The 19,875-nt window shown below is 65.2% G+C and carries 17 protein-coding genes and 1 pseudogene; 7 read left to right on the top strand and 11 right to left on the bottom strand.

Going from position 1 to position 19,875, the window contains the following annotated elements; all coding sequences use genetic code 11:
- The first annotated feature begins 94 nt into the window (after positions 1–94).
- Entirely contained in the window at positions 95–1,195 is a 1,101-nt protein-coding gene (locus ACR9ZN_RS27055) for an FUSC family protein (RefSeq protein WP_481273647.1), read from the top strand.
- Positions 1,196–1,237: 42 nt separating this feature from the next.
- On the opposite strand, the gene ACR9ZN_RS27060 is transcribed toward ACR9ZN_RS27055, so the two are convergent.
- Positions 1,238–1,645, bottom strand: a complete 408-nt coding sequence (locus ACR9ZN_RS27060) for a GlcG/HbpS family heme-binding protein (RefSeq protein ID WP_481273648.1) — start codon at positions 1,643–1,645, stop codon at positions 1,238–1,240.
- Positions 1,638–2,414, bottom strand: a complete 777-nt coding sequence (locus ACR9ZN_RS27065; protein WP_481273649.1) for an SDR family oxidoreductase — start codon at positions 2,412–2,414, stop codon at positions 1,638–1,640. Before ACR9ZN_RS27065 ends, ACR9ZN_RS27060 begins: the two co-directional genes overlap by 8 nt.
- A gap of 89 nt (positions 2,415–2,503) precedes the next feature.
- Here ACR9ZN_RS27065 and ACR9ZN_RS27070 point away from each other — a divergent pair, with 89 nt between their 5' ends.
- The gene (locus ACR9ZN_RS27070) at positions 2,504–3,409 is read left to right on the top strand and encodes a LysR family transcriptional regulator (RefSeq protein WP_481273650.1); all 906 of its coding nucleotides are present in this window, start codon (positions 2,504–2,506) and stop codon (positions 3,407–3,409) included.
- A gap of 13 nt (positions 3,410–3,422) precedes the next feature.
- Here ACR9ZN_RS27070 and ACR9ZN_RS27075 read toward each other — a convergent pair whose 3' ends face one another.
- From ACR9ZN_RS27075 to ACR9ZN_RS27095, 5 genes and pseudogenes are all read right to left on the bottom strand, one after another.
- Positions 3,423–4,346 (bottom strand): MerR family transcriptional regulator, encoded by a 924-nt coding sequence (locus tag ACR9ZN_RS27075; RefSeq protein WP_481273651.1) that lies wholly within the window; start codon positions 4,344–4,346, stop codon positions 3,423–3,425.
- A gap of 148 nt (positions 4,347–4,494) precedes the next feature.
- Positions 4,495–5,055 (bottom strand): transcriptional repressor, encoded by a 561-nt coding sequence (locus ACR9ZN_RS27080; RefSeq protein WP_434959508.1) that lies wholly within the window; start codon positions 5,053–5,055, stop codon positions 4,495–4,497.
- Positions 5,056–5,172: 117 nt separating this feature from the next.
- A pseudogene (locus tag ACR9ZN_RS27085) lies at positions 5,173–6,463 on the bottom strand (glutamate-5-semialdehyde dehydrogenase).
- Positions 6,464–6,568: 105 nt separating this feature from the next.
- On the bottom strand, positions 6,569–8,149 hold the full coding sequence (locus ACR9ZN_RS27090) for a DHA2 family efflux MFS transporter permease subunit (protein ID WP_481273652.1): 1,581 nt from the start codon (positions 8,147–8,149) through the stop codon (positions 6,569–6,571).
- Between the two features lie 218 nt (positions 8,150–8,367).
- Positions 8,368–9,699 (bottom strand): HlyD family secretion protein, encoded by a 1,332-nt coding sequence (locus ACR9ZN_RS27095; protein ID WP_481273653.1) that lies wholly within the window; start codon positions 9,697–9,699, stop codon positions 8,368–8,370.
- A gap of 327 nt (positions 9,700–10,026) precedes the next feature.
- On the opposite strand from ACR9ZN_RS27095, the gene ACR9ZN_RS27100 reads away from it, so the two are divergent.
- A complete protein-coding gene (locus ACR9ZN_RS27100; RefSeq protein WP_481273654.1) occupies positions 10,027–10,683 on the top strand; it encodes a TetR/AcrR family transcriptional regulator in 657 nt (218 codons plus the stop codon).
- 60 nt (positions 10,684–10,743) lie between these two features.
- Here the strand turns inward: ACR9ZN_RS27100 and ACR9ZN_RS27105 are convergent, their stop codons facing one another.
- Positions 10,744–11,460: a hypothetical protein gene (locus ACR9ZN_RS27105; RefSeq protein WP_454812380.1), complete on the bottom strand. Its 717-nt coding sequence runs from the start codon at positions 11,458–11,460 to the stop codon at positions 10,744–10,746.
- A gap of 138 nt (positions 11,461–11,598) precedes the next feature.
- Here ACR9ZN_RS27105 and ACR9ZN_RS27110 point away from each other — a divergent pair, with 138 nt between their 5' ends.
- Positions 11,599–12,753 (top strand): helix-turn-helix domain-containing protein, encoded by a 1,155-nt coding sequence (locus ACR9ZN_RS27110; protein WP_481273655.1) that lies wholly within the window; start codon positions 11,599–11,601, stop codon positions 12,751–12,753.
- Here ACR9ZN_RS27110 and ACR9ZN_RS27115 read toward each other — a convergent pair.
- Positions 12,747–13,049, bottom strand: coding sequence for a hypothetical protein (locus ACR9ZN_RS27115; RefSeq protein WP_434959515.1), 303 nt, complete (start codon positions 13,047–13,049; stop codon positions 12,747–12,749). The two genes, ACR9ZN_RS27110 and ACR9ZN_RS27115, sit on opposite strands and share 7 nt — an antisense overlap.
- 206 nt (positions 13,050–13,255) lie before the next feature.
- Here ACR9ZN_RS27115 and ACR9ZN_RS27120 point away from each other — a divergent pair, with 206 nt between their 5' ends.
- On the top strand, positions 13,256–15,685 hold the full coding sequence (locus ACR9ZN_RS27120) for a coiled-coil domain-containing protein (RefSeq protein ID WP_481273656.1): 2,430 nt from the start codon (positions 13,256–13,258) through the stop codon (positions 15,683–15,685).
- A 56-nt stretch (positions 15,686–15,741) separates the two neighbouring features.
- On the opposite strand, the gene ACR9ZN_RS27125 is transcribed toward ACR9ZN_RS27120, so the two are convergent.
- Entirely contained in the window at positions 15,742–16,254 is a 513-nt protein-coding gene (locus ACR9ZN_RS27125) for a TlpA family protein disulfide reductase (protein WP_441773318.1), read from the bottom strand.
- 545 nt (positions 16,255–16,799) lie between these two features.
- Entirely contained in the window at positions 16,800–18,362 is a 1,563-nt protein-coding gene (locus ACR9ZN_RS27130; protein ID WP_434959519.1) for a trimethylamine methyltransferase family protein, read from the bottom strand.
- A gap of 258 nt (positions 18,363–18,620) precedes the next feature.
- Here ACR9ZN_RS27130 and ACR9ZN_RS27135 point away from each other — a divergent pair, with 258 nt between their 5' ends.
- Both ACR9ZN_RS27135 and ACR9ZN_RS27140 read left to right on the top strand, forming a co-directional pair.
- Positions 18,621–19,160 (top strand): HdeD family acid-resistance protein, encoded by a 540-nt coding sequence (locus ACR9ZN_RS27135; RefSeq protein WP_481273657.1) that lies wholly within the window; start codon positions 18,621–18,623, stop codon positions 19,158–19,160.
- Between the two features lie 22 nt (positions 19,161–19,182).
- Entirely contained in the window at positions 19,183–19,806 is a 624-nt protein-coding gene (locus ACR9ZN_RS27140; RefSeq protein ID WP_441773315.1) for an alpha/beta hydrolase, read from the top strand.
- The last annotated feature ends 69 nt before the right edge of the window (positions 19,807–19,875 follow it).

Raw genomic sequence — 19,875 nt, forward strand, 5'->3', positions numbered from 1 at the left:
TCAAGGTTCGGCACACCGTGGATTGGAAAACGCAGAGGTTGCGCTCCGCCCGAACCTTTCTACCATCGCATCTTGCAAATGATGTGATGGGTTGATGATGATCGGCGCTGGTGCCACGGCACGCCTGTTCAAATGGTTCGCGGCCAAGCGCATGGAACTGGCCCTGGCCGTGCGCGTCACGGTGGCGGCGGGCCTGACTTTCGTGGCGGTCAAGCTGGTCGATCTTTCCCAGTCGAGCTGGGCGGTGATCACCTCCATCATCGTCATGCAAGCCAGCCTGGGCGGCTCGGTCAAGGCGGCGATGGACCGGATGACCGGCACGCTGCTCGGGGCTCTATGGGGCGCGGCGGTATCGGTGGTGATGCCGCATCATGAGGGCAATGTCGCACTCGGCCTGGCGGTGCTGATGGCCGTGGCCCCGATGGCGGTGGCCTCCGCCCTCAGGCCGAGCTTCCGGGTGGCGCCCATCACGGCGCTGATCGTTCTGATTCCGGCGGGCGGTACGCTGCTGCCGCCCTATGCCTATGCGGCCGAGCGCGTCGCGGAGATCGCGCTCGGCATTATCGTCGGTGTCGGCGTCGCCCTCTTCGTGCTGCCCGCTCGGGCGCAGGGGGCGCTCGCTGCCGCGGCCGCGCGCGTGGCCGATCTCAATGCCGAACTTCTGCTCGCTCTGACGGGCAGCCTCATCGACGGCAAGGGCCGGCCCGAGCTCGCCGGCATCAACAAGCGCATCCGCGCCGGCCTGCGCCAGATCGATGCGGCCGTGGAGGAGACGGTGCGCGAGCGCAGTGCCCATCTCAGCGCCGCCATCGATCCCGAACCCATGGCGCGCACGCTCTACCGCGTCCGGCATGATCTCGTCATCATCGCCCGGGTCTGCGTGCGCGCTCTGCCGGAACGGGTAGCGCCGACCCTGACCGAGCCCCTGGAGGCGATGCGGGACGCGACCGTCGGCCTGCTGCGCGGAATCGCCGAAGCCCTGCGGCGCGGCTATCTCGGGCCGGATGCCGTGGGCTTCGACACCAGCCTTACCGCCTATGTCACCGCCATGGACAAGTTGCGGTCGGCCGGCGTGCTGCGGGAGCTGCAGAGCGAGGAGGTCGGCCGCCTCTACGCCCTGCGCTTCGGTTTCGAGCAACTCGGCCAGGACATCAAGGACCTGATCGAGCGCAGCAGCGATCTGGCTCGGGAATAGAACGCAGGGCCTGATTCAGCAAACAGGCCCGATGTTCTGGGGTCAGCTCTGTTGCTCGACCACCGATAGGGCGAGAGCGGCGTCCTGTTCGGGGCTGCCACCCGACACTCCCAGCCCACCGATCAAGGCCCCCTCAGAGTCGAACAGGGGTATCCCACCGCCCATGAGGAGCAGGCCGCCATGGTGGATGTGGTCGAAATGCGGGACTGGCTGGCCGATCTGCAGCGGCGCATTCAGGGCTTCGGTGGGCGCCTGAAACATGACCGAGGTGCGGGCCTTGGCAATGGCGAGTTCGTTCGATGCCAGCCAGGCGCCATCCATGCGGGAGAACGCCACCAGGTTCGCGCCCCTGTCGAGCACTGCGAAGACCGCCTTCATGCCGGCCTTCTCTGCGGCCGCGCGACCTTGAGACACAACAGACTGCGCGTGGTTGAGCGTGATCTCAGGCATTCTGACTCCACTCGGTTTCCTGCCACTGCTTGGCCGCCTTGATCGTGTCGAGCGGGCGCATGGTGCGATAGAGATGATCCTCGGCCGGAATGATATCGACCATCGCGTCGATCATCTCCTGGGGATCGTTCTGGTCTGCGAGGGCGCCGGCAAAGTCGGGCATGGGCACGACCGCGCTATCGGCGCGATACCACTGGGTGTGGCTCTCTGCGCCGGTGTCGTTGAAACCGGTGCCGAACACGCCGGGGTTCACGGTCGCGACCTTGACGCCGTAGGGCGCCAGCTCGGCCCTCATCGAGCCGGCGATGGCTTCGATGGCGTGCTTGGTTGCGCAGTAGACGCCGACGAAGGGAATGACGAGGATGCCGCCCATCGAGGAGGTCCACACCACCTTGCCGGATTTGCGCGCCACCATCTTCGGGACGATGCCCTGAGCCAGCTTGAGATGGCCGAAAACGTTGATCTCGAACGATTCTCGCACGCGTTCCATCGGGATGTCGACGACGGAGCCGCTTTCCATCACGCCGGCATTGAGCACGAGGATGTCGGGGGCGTAGCTGGCTGCATGCGCGATATCGATGTCGTCGAGAAGGTTGAGCTTGATGACTTCGAGCTTGACGCCGGCGGCCTCGGCGTCGGCGCGCAAGCCGCGTACTTGGGGCCAGGTTTCGGCGGTCGCGACGACTTGGTGCCCCTGGCGGGCGAGCTCGATCGCAGCGCCGCGACCGAAACCGGAACTGGCGCCGGTGATCAGGATTTTCTTTGACATGGTCTTTCCTCCGTTCTCGATGACCGAGATCGGGCCTACCCTATGGAAGCTTGACTGCTGCAACAATCTCGCCAATTCTTGATGTAGAGATGAGAAATATTCATCAATTGAAGAGCGGCGATCTCCTCGCGCTCACCGTGTTCCTCTCGGTTGCCGCCCATCGCAGCTTCCGGGCGGCAGCGATCGAACTCGATGTGACCCCCTCGGCCGTCAGCCATTCGATCAAGAGCCTGGAACAGCGCCTCGACGTCCGCCTGTTCAACCGTACGACCCGCAGCGTCTCCCTTACCGATGCGGGCGTGCGGCTGGCCGCCACGCTCAGGCCGGCGGTATCCTCGATCGCCGAGGCGCTGCAGGTGGTCGACGATTATCGCGAAATCCCCAGCGGGACGGTGCGGATCAATTCCAGCGAGGGTGCGATCCGCCTCGTGCTGCTGCCGGTGCTGGCGCGCTTCGCCAGGGACTATCCGCAGGTCCATCTCGACATCGTCAGCGACGGCCGGTTGAGCGACGTCGTCGCCGATGGCTTCGATGCCGGTATCAGGCTGGCCGAGGCGGTGCCGCAGGACATGATCGCGGTTCGTCTCACCGAGACCGCACGCTTCGCCGCGGTGGCGTCGCCGGACTATTTCGCGGCCCACGGCCGCCCGGCCGTGCCGCAGGATTTGCATCGCCACGCCTGCATCCGCTTCCGGTTTGAAAGCGGTGCGATCTATCGCTGGGAATTCGAGCGTCACGGCATGACGGAGACGATCAACGTCATCGGTCCCCTCACGTTGACCGACCAGCCCTTGATGGTCGAGGCGGCGATCCAGGGCATCGGCATCGCCTTCGTGCCCGATCATCTGGTGGTGGGCGCCCTGGCGGATGGGCGTCTCGAACGTGTTCTCGACGAATGGTGCCCGGCCTTTCCGGGCCTCTGCCTCTATTATCCCGGGCACCGCCACGTCTCGTCCGGGCTGCGCGCGCTGATCGCCGCCATCCGCGCGGGATGACGGCGCATTCGGTTCACAGCCGGCTCGACAGGGCCTCGACGATCCAGCCCCATTCGCTGGCCGCCAATTGGCTGGGAGGATCGCCGCGCAGGATCGCCATCAGTTCCAGATAGCGCCGCGAACGGGCATGGTGCTTGCGATATTGTTCGAGCTGCCAGTCGAGAAAAGCCTGGTCCGGCTCTTTCTTCATCGCTCGGGCCGAGTTCTGCAGCCATGTCTCGGCAATGGCCCGGCCGGTGTCCGAATTCGGCGCGACTCCCTTGGCCATGGCCTGGCGCACCTCGGCGAAAGTCTGGTCCGAGACCTGGCGATAGGCGGCAGGGTCGAAGCCGTCATTCCACAATTGCCGCATGCTGGCCTGCATCTCGCTGATATAGGCCTTGTCGGTGAGGATGCCGGTAAGTTCCGTCCAGGCGTCGATCTGTTCGGAGCTCGGATCGTCGGGCAGGTCCGGGGTGGAGGCCTCGATCATCCTGGCACGCCAGGCCGGGTCCATCCTGGCGCCGGCGCCGACCTCATCGTAAAAACTCTCGATTGCGGTGCGGAACTGGTTCTGGGAAAGGGCGGTCACGGTCCACAGTCTCCTCAAATCTTGCGGGGTGGGATCGGCGAGTTTCAGCGTGGCGCGCAAGGCGGCAGCGATGCGGCGCTTGGCCGACAGCTCGGCCTCGATGGCTTCCAGGCGCAGGGCCAGGACGTCGGCAAGGCCGAGGCGGCGGGCGAGCAGGCGCGCGATGTCGCCGAGCTTCACGCCGGCATCGCGCAGAGCGAGGATGAGATCGAGCCTGGCCCGGTCCGCCTCCGAATAGACGCGGTAGCCGCTTTCAGCCCGTGCCGTGGGCGGCAGAAGGCCCTTGTCGGAATAGAAGCGGATCTTGCGGACCGCGGTGCCGCTCAGCTTGGAAAGTTCGCCGATGGTGTAGGTTCTGTCGCTCATGGCGCGGTTCTACGGGCTCCACCAAGTGGAGAGTCAAGCGGCGCGTTTCCGGAAACTTTCCGGGTGCGCGGACGTCCCGTCCGCTCTTCCTCTGCCTAGAGCCCAGTGCTCCCAAGAGCGGGCCGGACGTTCGCGGTCCCAAAGAGGGCTAACCCTGTGCCTTCGCTCGGCAGTGGCGACAGATGCCGGCGAGTTCGATGACCTGGCCGCGCGGCTGAAAGCCGATGGCGCCGGCGGCTGCGGTGAGCGCCTTGCCGACGGCCTCCGACTCGGCCTCGCCAACTGTGCCGCAGCTCTCGCAGATCAGGAACATCACCACGCTGCCGTCCTTGTGGTCATGGGCGCAGGCGATGAAGGCGTTGCGGCTTTCGATGCGATGGGCAAAGCCCTGTTCGAGCAGAAAGTCGAGCGCGCGGTAGACCGTGATCGGGGCAGGGCGCTTGCCCTCGGCATCCTCCAGCTTCTCGATCAGCTCATAGGCCCCGATCGGCTGGTGGGTGGCGGCGAGCGCCTCCAGCACCTGGCGGCGGATCTGGGTCAGCCGGACGCCGCGCTCGGCCGAGAGGCTTTCCGCCCGCGCGAGCACGGTCGAGCTGCAGTGGCTGTGATCATGGCCAGGCTCGGCGAAGACGGGCGTAGAGCCGTCATGGTCATGGCCATCATGGCTATGTCCGCGATGGTCGCGATCGTGGGAGTGGCTGTGTGCCATGGAAACCTCTCCCGCCCTATGTAGCAATGGCGGGGCGCCAATGCCAGTTCTCAAGGGAAAGGGCGCTTTCCCGGGAATGGGGCATTCGCGGGAATGCAGGCATACCGGGATCCCGGGCTAAGGCCTCACAGTGCCATGGCCGCGCACACGGTATTTGAACGAGCAGAGCTGCTCGGCGCCGACAGGGCCGCGGGCATGCATGCGGCCGGTGGCGATACCGATCTCGCCGCCGAAACCGAATTCGCCGCCATCGGCGAACTGGGTTGAGGCGTTGTGCAGCACGATGGCCGAATCGACCTCGGTGAGGAAGCGCCGGGCGGCGGCCTCGTCGTCGGTGACGATGGCATCGGTGTGGTGCGAGCCGTAGCGCTCGATATGGGCGAGCGCCGCATCGAGGCCCGAAACCACCTTCACCGAGATGATGGCGTCGAGATATTCGGTGGCCCAGTCGGTGTCGTCGGCCGGCTTCACATGGGGATCGACCGAGAGGGTGCGCGAATCGCCGCGGACCTCGCAGCCGGCCTCCAGCAGGGCCTTGACCAGTGGCTTGAGGAAGACGGGGGCTACGGCCTGGTCGACCAGCAGAAGTCTCGGTGGCACCGCACACGCCGGTGCGGCGCATCTTGGCGTTGAGCACGACCTGGATGGCCATGTCGAGCGAAGCGCCGGCATGAACATAGGTGTGGTTGACGCCTTCCAGGTGGGCGAACACCGGCACGCGGGCTTCCGCCTGCACGCGCGAAACCAGGCTCTTGCCGCCGCGCGGCACCAGCACGTCGAGATTGCCGTCAAGCCCGGCCAGCATGGCGCCGACGGCGGAGCGGTCGGCCGTGGGGACCATCTGGATGGCAGCCTCGGGCAATCCGGCGGCCAGCAGGCCGGCTCTCAATGCCTTGGCAATCTCGGCGCAGGTGCGGAAGCTCTCCGAGCCGCCGCGCAGGATCGAGGCATTGCCTGCCTTCAGGCAGAGTGCGCCGGCATCGGCCAGCACATTGGGACGGCTCTCGAAGATCACGCCGACGACGCCGAGTGGCGTCGAGACACGCTCGAATTCCAGGCCGTTCGGCCGCGTCCAACTCGCCAGGACATGGCCGACGGGATCGGGCTGGGCAGCGACTTCACGGATGGCCGCGGCAATGCCGGCGACGCGCTTCTCGTCGAGGGTGAGGCGATCGACATACGAAGCGATCTGGCCGCGCGCGAGCGCATCGGCGACATCCAACGCATTGGCGGCCAGGATGGCGGCCTCATTGGCGAGGATCGCCCTGGCCATCGCCTCGAGCGCGGCATTCTTGGCTGGGGCCGGGGCGAGCGCCAGGATCCGCGCGGCCGATCGAGCCGCCTGTCCCACTTTGCGCATGACGGCAATGACGTTGCCGTCGTCCATTCCCCGGTTTTCGTCGGGCATGGTTCACCCTGTCAGTTTGGAAAGATCAGGTTGACGTGGTTAGGCCGGATCGGGGTTCGTTGCAAGGCTGTTGGGGGCCGGTCTTCGGGCCGGCCTCCCAATTCCTCAATGCCCGCCGCCACCGCCGCCGCCCGGCATCTGCGGCTTCTTCAGCATGAAGACGGAGAGGCTGAGCAGGCCGAACAGCAGCGTCAGTAGCAGGAACACATCCGAAAACGCCATCACCAACGCCTCGCGCCGCATCAGGCTGACCAGCCTGGCAACGGTCATCTGGTCGGCGGCCGCGCCGAAGGCGGCAAAGCCCGCCTTCATGTTGTCATAGGCCTGCAGGACGTTGTCGCGACTCCAGTTCACCGCCTCGCCCAGGCGCGACAGATGCAGGTCCTGGCGCTTGTTGAGCGAGGTGTTGATGATGGCAAGCCCCACCGCGCCGCCGAGATTGCGCATCAGGTTGAACAGGCCGGAGGCGTTCTTGATGCGGGCGGGAGGCAGGGTGCCTAAGGCGATGTTGGAGATCGGCACCATGCAGATCATCAAGGAGACGCCGCGCAGGACCTGCGGCAGCAGGATCTCGTAGAAATCCCAGTCATGCGTGATGCCGGTCATGATCCAGGTGCCGGCGGCAAAGCCGATAAAGCCGCCAGCGATCATCAGGCGCGGATCGACGAAGCGGGTGAGATTGCCCGCGATCGGCGCGGTGAAGAACATGCACAGGCCGGTGACGAACATGGTCTCGCCGATCATGCGCGAATCATAGCCGCGCACGGCGGAAAGATAGACGGGGAAGAGATAGGTAAGGCCGTAGAGGCCGACGCCCAGCACGAAGGAAAGCAGCGAACCGGTGGCGAAGTTCCCGTCCTTGAAGGCGTAGAGATCGACGATGGGTTGCCTTGCCAGCAGCACGCGGGCGAAGAACACCAGGGCACCGATGGCTGCGAGCACCGACATCACCAGGACGGGCGTCTCGGCGAACCAGTCATGTCCCGGCCCTTCTTCCAGCGCATATTCGAGGCCGCCGAGGAACACCGCCATCGAGATCAGGCCCGTCCAGTCGAAATTGCTGAGCAGCGACAGGTCCGGCTCGTCGAAATCGACCATGGAGAAGGTCATCAGCGTGACGATGACGCCCGGCACCACATTGATGAAGAACAGCCAGTGCCAGGAGATCGCATCGGTGAGGATGCCGCCCACCGTCGGGCCGATGGTGGGGGCGAGGGTTGCCACCAGGCCGATCATCGGCGAGACGATGGCCTGCTTGGAGCGCGGGAAGATGGTGAAGGCGGCCGCGAACACCGTGGGGATCATGCCGCCGCCGATGAAGCCCTGCAGCGCGCGGTAGATGATCATCTCGTTGATGTTGGTCGCGGTACCGCACATGAAGCTCATGACGGTGAAGCCTGCGCAGGACACCGCGAAGGTCCAGCGCGTCGAGAAGGCGCGGGAGAGGAAGCCCGAGAGCGGGATCATCACCACTTCGGCGACCAGATAGGCCGTCTGCACCCAGGGGATCTCGTCGCCGGAAGCGCCGAGGCCGGCCTGGATCTGGGGCAGGGAGGCGGAGACGACCTGGATGTCAAGGATCGCCATGAACATGCCGAACACCATCGCCAGGAAGGCGATCAGCTTGCGCTTGTCGATCTTGTCGTCGGCGGGTGCCGGAATGGCAGTGGCGGTTGCGGTGGCCATGGCGGCCTCCTGGTCCTTTTCGCCGCATCCTTGCCGGACGAAGCGCGCGAAAGCCTTCTCCACGCAGTGGGGAAGGTGGCATTTCGAAGAAATGCCGGATGGGGTGCGGGCCGTTCGTTGATCTTATCCGGATAGGGCGCGCGAGCGGACCACACCCCATCCGACCCGGCCTCGCCGGGCCACCTTCCCCACCGCGTGGAGAAGGCTTTCTCGTGGCACTACCCCTTCGGGCCGGTGCGGCTGTCGACCGTCACCACCACCGACAGGCCGGGACGCAGCTTGCCGCTGAGGGCGAGGTCGGCGGGCACCTCGATGCGAACAGGCACGCGCTGCGTGATCTTGGTGAAGTTACCCGTGGCGTTCTCTGGCGGCAGCAGGCTGAAGATCGAGCCGGAGGCCGGCGAGAACTTGCCGACGACGCCTTCGAAGATATTGCCGTCCATCGAGTCGACCGAGACTTCCACCTTCTGGCCTGATACCAGCGGGCCGAGCTGCGTTTCCTTGAAGTTGGCCGCGATGTAGATGCTCTTGAGTGGCACCAGCGCGATCAGGCGCGAACCGGGGGAGACATATTGGCCCGGCTGGGCGGCGCGGTTGCCGACCACGCCGTCGGTGGGTGCGCGAACCACGGTGGCGTCGAGATCGTTCTGCGCCTTGACGATGGCGACGTCGAGCTCCTTGGCACCCTGCTCGGCCTCGGCCTTCTGAGCCTGCGTCACAGCGAGATTGGCCTTGGCCGCGATCACGTTGGCCTGGGCGCTGTTCAGGCTCGCCTGCGCATTGGTGAGCGAGGCGTTGGCGCTGGCGAGGCCGGCATTGGCCTTGTCGCGGTCGGCGATAGCCTGGTCGAGCGTGGCCTTGGAGCCGAAATTCTGGGCGGCCAGCGTGTCAGCCCGCTCGAAGGCGGCATTGGCGCGCACGATCTCGGCCTTGGCCGAGTCGATGCCGGCCTGTGCCGCTTCGATGCCGGCCTTGGCCGAGGCGACCCCGGCATTGGCGGTTTCGATCGCCGCCTGCTGGGCCACGACCTGCTGGTCGATGCGGGCGATGGTGGCGTTCTGGGTGACGCGCTTGGCCTTGGCGGATTCGAGCGCAGTGCGATAATCGGTGTCGTCGAGCTTGACGATGACGTCGCCGGCCTTGACGCTGTCGCCGTTCTGCACCGGCACGGCGTCGACATACCCCGAGACCTTCACGCCCAGGGTCGAGACGTCGGCCTGCACATAGGCGTCGTCGGTCTCGACCATGAAGCGGCCATTGGTCCACCATTCATAGCCGTACCAGCCACCCGCCGCGAGGGCGACGATCAGCAGGATCGGCAGTACGGTGCGGGCCTTGGATTTCTTCTTGCCGGCAGCGGCGGTAGGCTTGGTCTGCGCCGGAGCCGCAGGAGCCTCGGTCTTCTGGGGCTCGGTCTTCTTGGTCTCGGGCGCTTCCGGCGCGTCGGTGCGCTGGCGCTCCAGGGTCACGACGTTGTCGGTAACATCGGCAGAGCCGGTGGCTCCCTGGCCACCCGGCACGGCATTGTGGTCGCGAGCTGCGTCCATCATAATCTCCCAACCGGAAGGTGAGGCGCCCCTGGACAACTCGGATAAGTTGTCTGCAAAACCAGACCGTGTTGATCTTGCCCCGGAGCATTCTACGATTTGGGTGGTTATGCCAAGGATCGCAAATATGCATTAAAACAAAGGCTTGGAGTAAAATTCGCTTCCAGGGAAACGCGTTTCGCTCCGGTCGACAAGATCAATACCGTCTGGCTGGGACTGTTAGGATCGAACCGAACGGTTCAGTCAGTTTTCGTTGACTATCATGTTGCGCTGCGATACGCAATAAAAATCGAACCGAACGGTTCAGTCATTTTTTGGGGACTTCCAGCCATGCTCGCCGAAAGCCCGGTGCCCGCGAAAGAGTCGGCTACCGACCCACCGGCCGCCGACAACGCCAAATGCCGCCAGATCGTCGATGGCGCCCGTCGCGTCTTTCTGGCCCATGGTTTCGAAGGCGCCAGCATGAACGACATCGCCAAGGAGGCAGGCGTCTCCAAGGGCACTCTTTACGTCTATTTCGAGAACAAGGAGCGCCTGTTCGCGGCGATCGTCGACGAGGAGCGTTCCTCCCATGTCGAGCGCATCTTCGAGTTCGATTACAACTCCCCCGACGTCGAAGGCACGCTGCTGGAGCTTTCCGCCGCGATCACCGCCTTCATCTGCCAGCCGCGCATCATCTCGGCGATGCGCGCCGTGATGGGCATCACCGAACGCATGCCCGATATCGGAGCCCATTTCTACAATGCGGGGCCTGGCCACTCGCGCAAGCAATTGGCTAAATATCTCGATCTGCGCGTGGCCGCCGGCCAACTCGCCATCGAGGATACCGAGCTTGCCGCCGCCCAGTTCCTGGAAATGTCGCACGGCCCCTTGCTGAAGCCGATGTTTTTCATGGCCAACAACACGCCGCCGACCAAGGATCGCATCCGTGAGGTGGCACAGTCAGCCGTGAGGGTGTTCATGGCCGCCTATGGCGTAAGGAAGTAGAGGGCTTCGCCCTTACATCGCGGGGACGCCGAAGAGGGCGAAAACCCGTCCTGTCGGCACTCACCCTCCGGCGATGTGCACCCGCAGGAAATCACCCTTGATGGCGATGGCCGGCTTTACGCCCGGTCTGTTCGGCAGGGTGCTGTCGACCAGCGAGGCATGGCCGCTCACCGCATAATTCACCGCCGCCGCGCCGGCAAAGCGCAGCTCCGCATCGATCGCGTTGCCGCCAAGGGTTATGCTTTCGTCCTGGTCGACGCGGGCATAGGAGAGGCGGGCTCGGATGGCATTGCCCTCGATCGAAACAATGCGCGCATGGCCTTCCAGCGCGATGTCGCCGGCCCTGCTGTCGACGTCGAGCGAGGCGAAGTTGCCCGACAGCTGGCTGGAGGTGGCATTCTGCTCGATGGAGACGGCGACACCCTCGGGCAGGGTGGCGTCAAGTTCGAGACGGCAATCGGAGGCGCCGAACCAGGCGCGATTGCCGGTGTCGACCCGCAGCTCGGAGCCAACCAGGCGGATCGAGCCGGCGTTCTCGCAGCCACCCGCACTCCAGCTCGATCGCCAGAAGGCGAACCAGCCATCCGGTCGGCTGCGCAACTCGGCGCGATAGGGGCCGTTGCGGCTGGCGGTCAGCTGGATCAGGCCCGCCGGGCCGGTGATAACCACCGACCTCACTGAGCCGGCATCCACTTCACCGAGGCTGGTGCGCGCTCCGCCTGGAGCCATCCAGCCGGCAGTAATGAACAGGGCGGCGGCGACCAATAGTGCTTTCATGGCTGTCTCCCGTGTGGCGCGACAGGAAGACGGAGCCGGAAATCGCCTCATCCGGCGACCTCGATTGCGATCGGGGACGAATCCGAACGTGATCGAGGACAGAAATGGTGTAGATTCCTCCCATTCTGGAAGCACCTCATGACCTTCGTGCCCCTGCCCTTCGTCAGCGCGCTGCTCTTTGCCATCCTGCTGGTGCAGATGGCGCGGCAGGACGATCGTCCCTGGCGCGACAATGCCTTCTTCCTGCTCCTGCTCGGCTTCACCGTGCTCTCCGTGCTGCTCGGCCTGCGCTGGGGCTATGGGATCAGGACCTTCATCTCGCTGCAGGCCATGCTGGCCGCGCTGACGCCTGCCTTGGCCTGGCTTGCCTTCCGCGGTCTCACCGGCGAAGGTCCGATACTGCGCTGGGCCAAGGTCTGGCCCCATCTCATGCCCGCTGGCCTGGTCGGACTGCTCTTTACGATCTCATCGATGTCGATCGACCTCGTGGTAATCCTGGCCTTTCTTGGCTATGGCCTCGCCCTGTCCCGGCTGGCGCTGGCCGGCCCCGACGTGCTGATAGCGCCCCGGCTGGACGGCGTGCTGCGGTCCTATCGCGCGCTGCAGATCACCGCCGTGGCCTGCCTGCTCTCCGGGCTGATGGATATCGCCATCAGCCTCGACATGCGTTGGATGGGAGGCGTCATTTCCGAGGCCATGGTGTCCGGCGGCAATGTCGTGGTGCTGCTGGTGCTGGGAGTGGCCGCCGCCTCGGCGGGATCGGCGGCGCCGGCCGAGGAGGCCGAGCTCCCGGCGGCCGAACCGCCGATCCGGCCGGGCAGCGACGAGGACAAGGTGGTCGCCCAGGCGCTCGACGCGCTGATGGCGGAACGCCAGCTCTACAAGGATGTCGATCTCAATCTCGGGCGGCTTGCCCGGCGCCTGAACCTGCCGGCACGCAGGGTCTCCTCGGCCGTCAACCGCATTCACGGCATGAGCGTGTCGCATTACGTCAACAAATACCGGATCGAGGAGGCCTGCCGCCTGCTCGCTTCGACCGATACCTCCATCATCCAGGTGATGATGGAGGCCGGCTTTCTCAGCAAGTCCAATTTCAACCGCGAATTCCTGCGCCTTACCGGCGTAAGCCCCGTCGCCTGGCGGCGAGGGCAGCGTGCCGCGCCGGCCGGGAATGCCGAGGCGAACAAGCAAAAGGCCCCGCTGTGGCGGGGCCCCAAAACTCAACTCAACATGACGCAACTCAACATGACGCAACGCGACTTGACGCAACTCGAACGCAACGCAACTCAGTAGCAGACCCTCACGCGAGCCCAGTGGCCGCCATAGTAGTCCTCGACCCAGCGCTTCTGGATGGTGCAGCGGCGATACTGGCGATAGTAGACGGGGCGATATTCGTCGTAATAGCCGCCGCCATAATAGCTGTTGTTGTAGGCGGAGCCGGCGAGCAGGCCGCCCAGCAGGCCGATGCCAGCGCCGGCGGCGAAGGCGCCACCACGGCCATAACGGGCTTCGGCAGAACCGGTGGTGGCAATGGCAGTACCGGCCAGCGTGGCGGCAACCAGGGTTCCGGTCAGGATCTTCTTCAACATCGTCTCGTTCCCATCTCTGTTCTTGCGCGGGCTGCGCTTGCTCTGATGGGATGACAATGCCACTGCCACATCGCCGTTTCCGTGCGATTCGACACCGAGAAAACACAGCTTGGAGATACGGCTTGCTGCCCCCTGAACCAGGGTCACGCTCCTGTTTCCTTTCATAGCCAGGATGACGTAACGTCTTGCGGTTGCGGAGGGGTGGCATGCGATCCGGGTGGCGAGTTGGCGTCTGGTTGGTTCTGGGCTTGACCTTCGTGGCGTCACCGGTCGTCGCTGCACCCTGTCCAGGGAGCCCGGCCGCCTGTGCGGCGACGAGCACGACCGCGCTGGGCCTGCCCTATCAGACGGCGCTCACCATCCTCCAGGACATGGACGAAAAGGATCGGCAGGCTCGAATCGAGCGCCTGGGCAAGGTTCTTGAGGCCAATCCCGCGGATGACCTTGCCAGGCTCGAACTGATCGTGCTGGGCGGCGATGACCGCAAGCAGGCGGCCATCGCCGCCTCCCTGGCCGATTTCCTCGCCAAGGCCGGCAAGGCGGGCGATCCGATGGTCGCGGCCCTGGCACGCCTGCTCAGCATTCCCACCATCGATGCCGAGGGGGAGGAGGCCGACGCCAGGATCACGGCACTCGTCGAGACGGCACTCGCCGACATCCATAGCCTGCGCAGCGGTGGCGCGCGTGGTGGACAGGCCGGACTGACGGTGGATGACGCCGACCTGCTGGCAGGCCTGATCGCCCGCCGGGCGGTCTTCGATCTCGACGAGGCGATCGAGGACTACGATCGTGATGTCGGCAAGGCCCAGGCCGCCATGTTGCGGGCGGCGATTGAAGCCTTTTCTGCCCGACTCGAACGGGCTCCGCGTGATCCGGCTCGCTTCCCGCTCCTGGTCGAGGCACTGCGCGACAATTACTATGACAAGGGCCGGTATGACCGCCTCGTCGAGATCTGCCGCCGCTGGACCATCGTCGCGCCCGCCGATCCAAAGGCGCGCAGGTCCCTGGTGAGCGCCTTGACGACCCGGGCCGACGAACGCAACCTCACCGACAAGACAGCCTTGGCCCTCGCCGACGCTGGGGCTCTCGCCGCCCTGGCCGAGCCGGCGCCGGGTTCGCCGCGCCCCGATGCCATTCAGGTCCAGGCTCTCGTCGCCAGCTACCGGGTCAGGGCGAGGGCGCAGGGCAAGACCGAGCCGGACCGCGCCGCCGTCACTCTCGTCGAGGGACTGGCGCGGCTGCGTTCGAGGACGCAGGGCGAACCGGCCCTGGGCAGTGGCGACGAACTCATCCTGGCTGGCGTGACGCTGGCGGGCGAGCGCATCGACAAACAGGAGGTGGCCGCGGCCGAAGCCATCGAGACGAAGCTGCTCGCCGTTCTTGCCGAGCCCGAGCGCCGGGCACAGTTGCGCGACATGATCGCCGCCCGCTACCAGGCGAAGGGGGAGATCGAGGCAGCGATGCGGCGCTATCGTCAATCCCTGGCCGAACTGGCGGACGCGCCGTTCGATGGGGAGCGGAGTTGGCGCTTTTTCGCGACGGCGCGAAACCTGTTCGACCTCGGCCGGCGGGATGCCCGCAGCTTCGATGTCGACGCCCATGCGCGCCTGTTGATCGGCTATGCCGACGAGGCTCGCTTGCGGGCGCTCGACGGGCTGGATGAGAAGGAGAGGGCACGCCTGCGCCTGCAGATCGCCGATGCACTGCATGCAACGGCCAAGCGTCTGGAGGAGGCCGGCATCGAGGCGCCGCGCATCGGTCTGTTGGAGCGCGAGGTCGCCCTGCGCGAGCCGTTGGTGCGCGATCCCGCCGAGCGGGCCGGCCGACTGGACGATCTCGCACGAGCCCATCGCGACCTTTCCGACGCCTTCGATACGGCCAGCCGGGAAAAGGAAGCACTCGACCAGGCCCGCAAGCGCGTGGAGATCCGGCGCGAGTTGAAGGACAAGAAACCGTCGGGCTTCGATGAACTCGACGACTATGTCTGGGCTCTGCGCGACCTCGGCGACGAGCAGCGCCATGTCGGTGACGACAAGGGCGCGCAGGCCAGCTACCAGGAAGGGGCTGAGGTTGGAGCGACGCTGCTCGAACGCTTCCCCGATAAGGGCGGCTCCTATGAGGCGATGTCGGCGATCCAGGTGGCGATGGGCCATGCGGCGCGCTCCACCATGATGAAGCTGATCCATTACAAGCGAGCGGAGGCGACCAATCTCGCCCATCTCGACAAGCTCGGCGAAAAGAGGTTCGACCAGGATTTCCTGGCAGTATCGAGCATCAATATCGGCGACACCTATCTGGAGGCCGGCAAATACCAGGCGGCGCTGACCCATCTCGGCAAGGCGCTCGAAGCGAGCGACAGGAGCCTCGCCGACGACCCTGAGAACAACAGCCTCCTGAGCCGGCGTGCCCGCATCTTCGACAAGATCGCCAGGGCCGAACAGGGCTTGGGCCGCACCGAACCTGCCATTGCCACGCGCCGCCGCCAGATCGAGCTTTTGGAGAAGCTGGCACACCTGCGCGGGGCCACGGTCGAAAACCAGGCCGACGCCTATGAAGCGCTGATCGGCCTTCTCTCCGAGAGCGGCGATCATGCCGACGAGATCACCGAGATCCGGCGCAAGGTGGCTGCTCTGTGAGGAAGGCGCAGGCTTGATCGCGACGAAGCAATCCACAGGGCCTCAGAACGGCAAGGCTAACCATTGATGGCTTCGATCTTGCCGAGGAGCTCGGCCACCAGCGCGTTGTCGAGACCCTCATCCGTCTGCCAGACGACCTCGCAACGCCGGCCGATCAGGAAGGTCTGCGGGATCGAACGCAAGGACAGCATGGTGATGAGCTCGCGCTTGTTGTCGATGCCGACGAGGCCGTAGGGATTTCCTGCCTTCTCCAGATAGTGCAGCACCGCCTCGTTTCGATCCTGGACGGCGACGCCGGCAATGCGGATGCCCTTGCGTTGGAGGTCGACGAGATAGCGGTGCTCCTCCCGACAGGCCTCGCACCAGGAGGCCCAGAAATTCAGGACGGTGACCTGGTCCTGCAGCGCTTCGAGCGTGGGGGCGGGGATATCGGCCAGGCCGGACAGGGGCTCTACCTGGAAGGAGCCGAGCACGGTGCCGCTCGCATCTGGCGCAGCCGCTTCCTGGGCACGGGCGGATGTCACCAGGCTGGCGGCGATACTCGCCAGGAATGCCCTGCGGCCAATCATGACGATTTTCCCATGCGATGCTTTGCTCAGGCTCTTTGTTTCCGGATGTTCCTGCGATTCACGGCGACGTCGTCAAATCGCAAGAGGCTTGGGTCACCATAGGTTGGGCAGTGACTTTGGCAACTGACCGGAGGCGATTGCGAACAGGCTTGGACTATCCGCAGGGCAACAAGTTCCGACGCAGCAATTCTTAATGAGAGTGTCGAGGAACAGCCGAAGCGCGTCTTGCGGTGTTTCGCTACGCTCGTAATGACAGTCGACAAGTCAAATTTTGGCGGGCTGGTATCGCTCCCCTACCGCTGAAGTCGCGTAGCCCCTCGCCGTACCTCTCCCCGTAAGAACGGGGCGAGGGGGTTTCGACCGCGCATTCCAAACCGAAAGCGTCCCATCTCGCGCAATCGTCGGGCGAGATGAAAGGTCCGAGGATCGATCGCGACGCTTGCGCCCCCTCGCCCCGTTCTTACGGGGAGAGGTACGGTGAGGGGCGGTGTGACCTCTACAAAATACCCCCTCTCCCGGCCGGGAGAGGGATGAGAGAGGCACCCTCAGTAATTCGCGTCGGGAACGGCAGCCTTCTTGCGCTCGATGAAGTCGCGCAGGGCCTCGTCGATGCCGGGGTCGATGGCGGGAGCCTCGTAGTCGGCCAGCGTCTTCTTCCAGATCTTGTTGGCGCGCTGGGCAGCATCCTGCTTGCCCTCCGCTTCCCACTGTTCCACCGAATTGTTGTCGGAGATGGTGGAGCGGTAGAAGGCGGTCTCGAAATTGGCCTGGGTGTGGGCACAGCCGAGGAAGTGGCCACCCGGCTCGACCTGGTGGAAGGCATCCATGGCCTGGCCGTTCTCGGACATGTCGACGCCCTTGGCCAGCACGTGCATGGCGCCGAGCTGGTCGAAATCCATCACGAACTTCTCATAGGAAGCCGAGAGTCCGCCTTCCAGCCATCCGGCCGAATGCAGCATGAAGTTCACGCCGCCGAACATGGCCGGCAGCAGCGTATTGGCGCTTTCATAGGCTGCCTGGGCGTCCGGGACCTTGGAGGCGCAGAGCGAACCGCCGGAGCGGAAGGGCAGCTTCATGCGGCGGGCGAGCTGGCCGGCACCATAGATGGCGAGGGCGGCTTCCGGGGTACCGAAGGTCGGCGCGCCCGACTGCATCGAGAGCGTGGAGACGAAGGTGCCGAAGATGGCCGGCGCGCCGGGGCGTACCAATTGCAGGAAGGAGACGCCGGCCAGGACCTCGGCCAGCACCTGGGTGAGGGTGCCAGCCACCGTCACCGGGCTCATGGCTCCGGAGAGGATGAAGGGCGTGATGATGCAGGCCTGGTTGTTCTGGGCGTAGACGTCGGCCGCGCCGAGCATGGTGTTGTCCCACACCATCGGCGAATTGGCGTTGATCAGGCTGGTGCACACCGTGTTCTGCTGGATGAAATCCTCACCGAACAGGATCTTGGCCATGTCGACCGTGTCCTGGGCACGCTCGGGTGCGGTGACCGAGCCCATGAACGGCTTGTCGCTGAGGCGCATATGCGCATAGATCATCTCGAGATGGCGCTTGTTCACCGGCAGGTCGACCGGCTCGCACACCGTGCCACCCGAATGGTGCACATAGGGATTGGCATAGGCCAGCTTCACGAAATTGCGGAAATCCTCAATGGTGCCGTAGCGCCGGCCCTTGTCGAGGTCATGCACGAAGGGTGAGCCGTAATTGGGTGCGAACACCGTGTTGTTGCCGCCGATGACGACATTGCGTTCCGAATTGCGCGCATGCTGGGTGTATTGCGAGGGCGCCGTCTGGATCAGCTTGCGGGCAAGGCCGCGCGGAAAGCGCACCCGCTCCCCCTTGATGTCGCAGCCGGCTGCCTTGAGCAGTTCGAGCGCGCGCGGATATTCGCGGAACTCGATGCCCACTTCCTCCAGCAGCGTCTCGGCATTGTGCTCGATGATCTGCATCGCCTCTTCGGAGAGCACCTCCGTGAGGGGGATATTGCGGGTGATATAGGGCACCGAGACGCCGCCGCGCTGCACGCGGGCGGCCCGGCGGGCGTCGCGCCCGCGGCGCGAGGCGGACGGAGCTTCGGTATGCGTGGCGTTGTCGGCTGCGTCCGTCATGGTGTTCTCCCGAGAATTCTGGACCTGAGACTTGAATAGGGGAATGCGTCGCCCGCCTGCGGCTCAAGCACGCCGCCGAATTGCCGGAAAGCGACGTGTGCGGCGGAGGCAGGATATTGGAGGCGGTTGCTGGTGAACCGGCAAAGGCTCGAGGCGGGGTGAAGGGCCGCTGAAACCATATTGTCGTCGAAAGCTCGAATCCCGCGGCGGCAATGCTATGTTGTCCATTGTTCTTCAACGGCAAAGGGGGAGACGACGATGGAAGTTCTGCAGCGGTCCTGGCCCTGGTTCGTCATTCTCGGCCTGATCGCGGTGATCGGCGGTATCCTGGCACTGATCCATCCAGGCTTCGCCTCGCTGGTGGTGGTGGTGTGGGCAGCCTGGGCCTTCATCGTGCTGGGCGTCGGGCAATTGGTGCATGCCACCGTAATCCGGGCCTGGGGCGGCTTCCTGATGACGGCGCTCATGGGCATTCTCGCACTGCTGCTCGGGGCTTCCCTGTTGCTCAATCCCCTGGCCGGCGTGGTCTCCCTGACGGCCCTGCTGGGGTCGATGTTCCTGATCTACGGGCTTGCCAAAGTGATCATCGCCTTCAACATCCGCTCCTCCGCCAATTGGACCTGGCTTTTGCTGTCCGGCCTGATTTCGATTCTGCTGGCGGTTCTGATCTTCTCGGACTTCCAGCAGTCGGCCTCCTCGCTGCTCGGCATTCTTCTCGGCGTCGAACTCCTGTTCTACGGCTTCGCCTCGGTGATGACGGGCATGGCGCTGCGGAGCAGGGTGGGCGGAAGCCGCTGAGATTGCCGGGTGGAATGCTGCAATGGAGGCGACGCCGGACAGTCTGGTCATCCTTCTGCATGGCGTCGCCGCCTTCGGCTACGATCTCGACCCGCTGGCGGCCGTGCTGCGGCGATCACTGCCCAAGACGGCGGTGATCGCCCCGGACGCGCCTTTTGCCTATGAGCAGGGACCGGGCCGGCAATGGTACAGCCTGGAGGGCGTCACGCCGGAAAATCGGCTGGCGCGCATCATGGCGGCGCGGGCGGCCTTCGATGAACTGATCGACGCCCTCGTTGTCGCCCATGGCCTGGGGAACCGGCTGGAGCGCGTCGCCCTGGTCGGCTTCTCGCAGGGCGCAACCCTGGCTTTCGACGCCCTGGCCCGCGGCCGCTGGCCCGTGGGGGCCATGGTGCTGCTCTCCGGCCGCTTCGTGGCTCCCGAGCCGTTCACGCCAGCCCGGGTCACGCCGGTGCTGCTGGTGCATGGCAGCGCCGACGGCGCTGTGCCATCCGAGGAAACCCGGCGGGCGCGGTCCATGCTGCAAGAGGCCGGCATGACGGTGGAAAGCCATATATTGCGGGGCGTCGGCCACACCATCTCGCCGACGGGCGTGAAACTCACCCGCCGCTTCCTGCGGGAAAGGTTAGGCGAGGCCACTGTGTGAAGGCTGCCGGAACCGGCGTCGGTGACAGAAAAGCCCACCGGAATGTCACAAAGCCGAATCCCAGATCGT

It is taken from the genome of Labrys sp. HAY1-8F, from assembly GCF_056754975.1.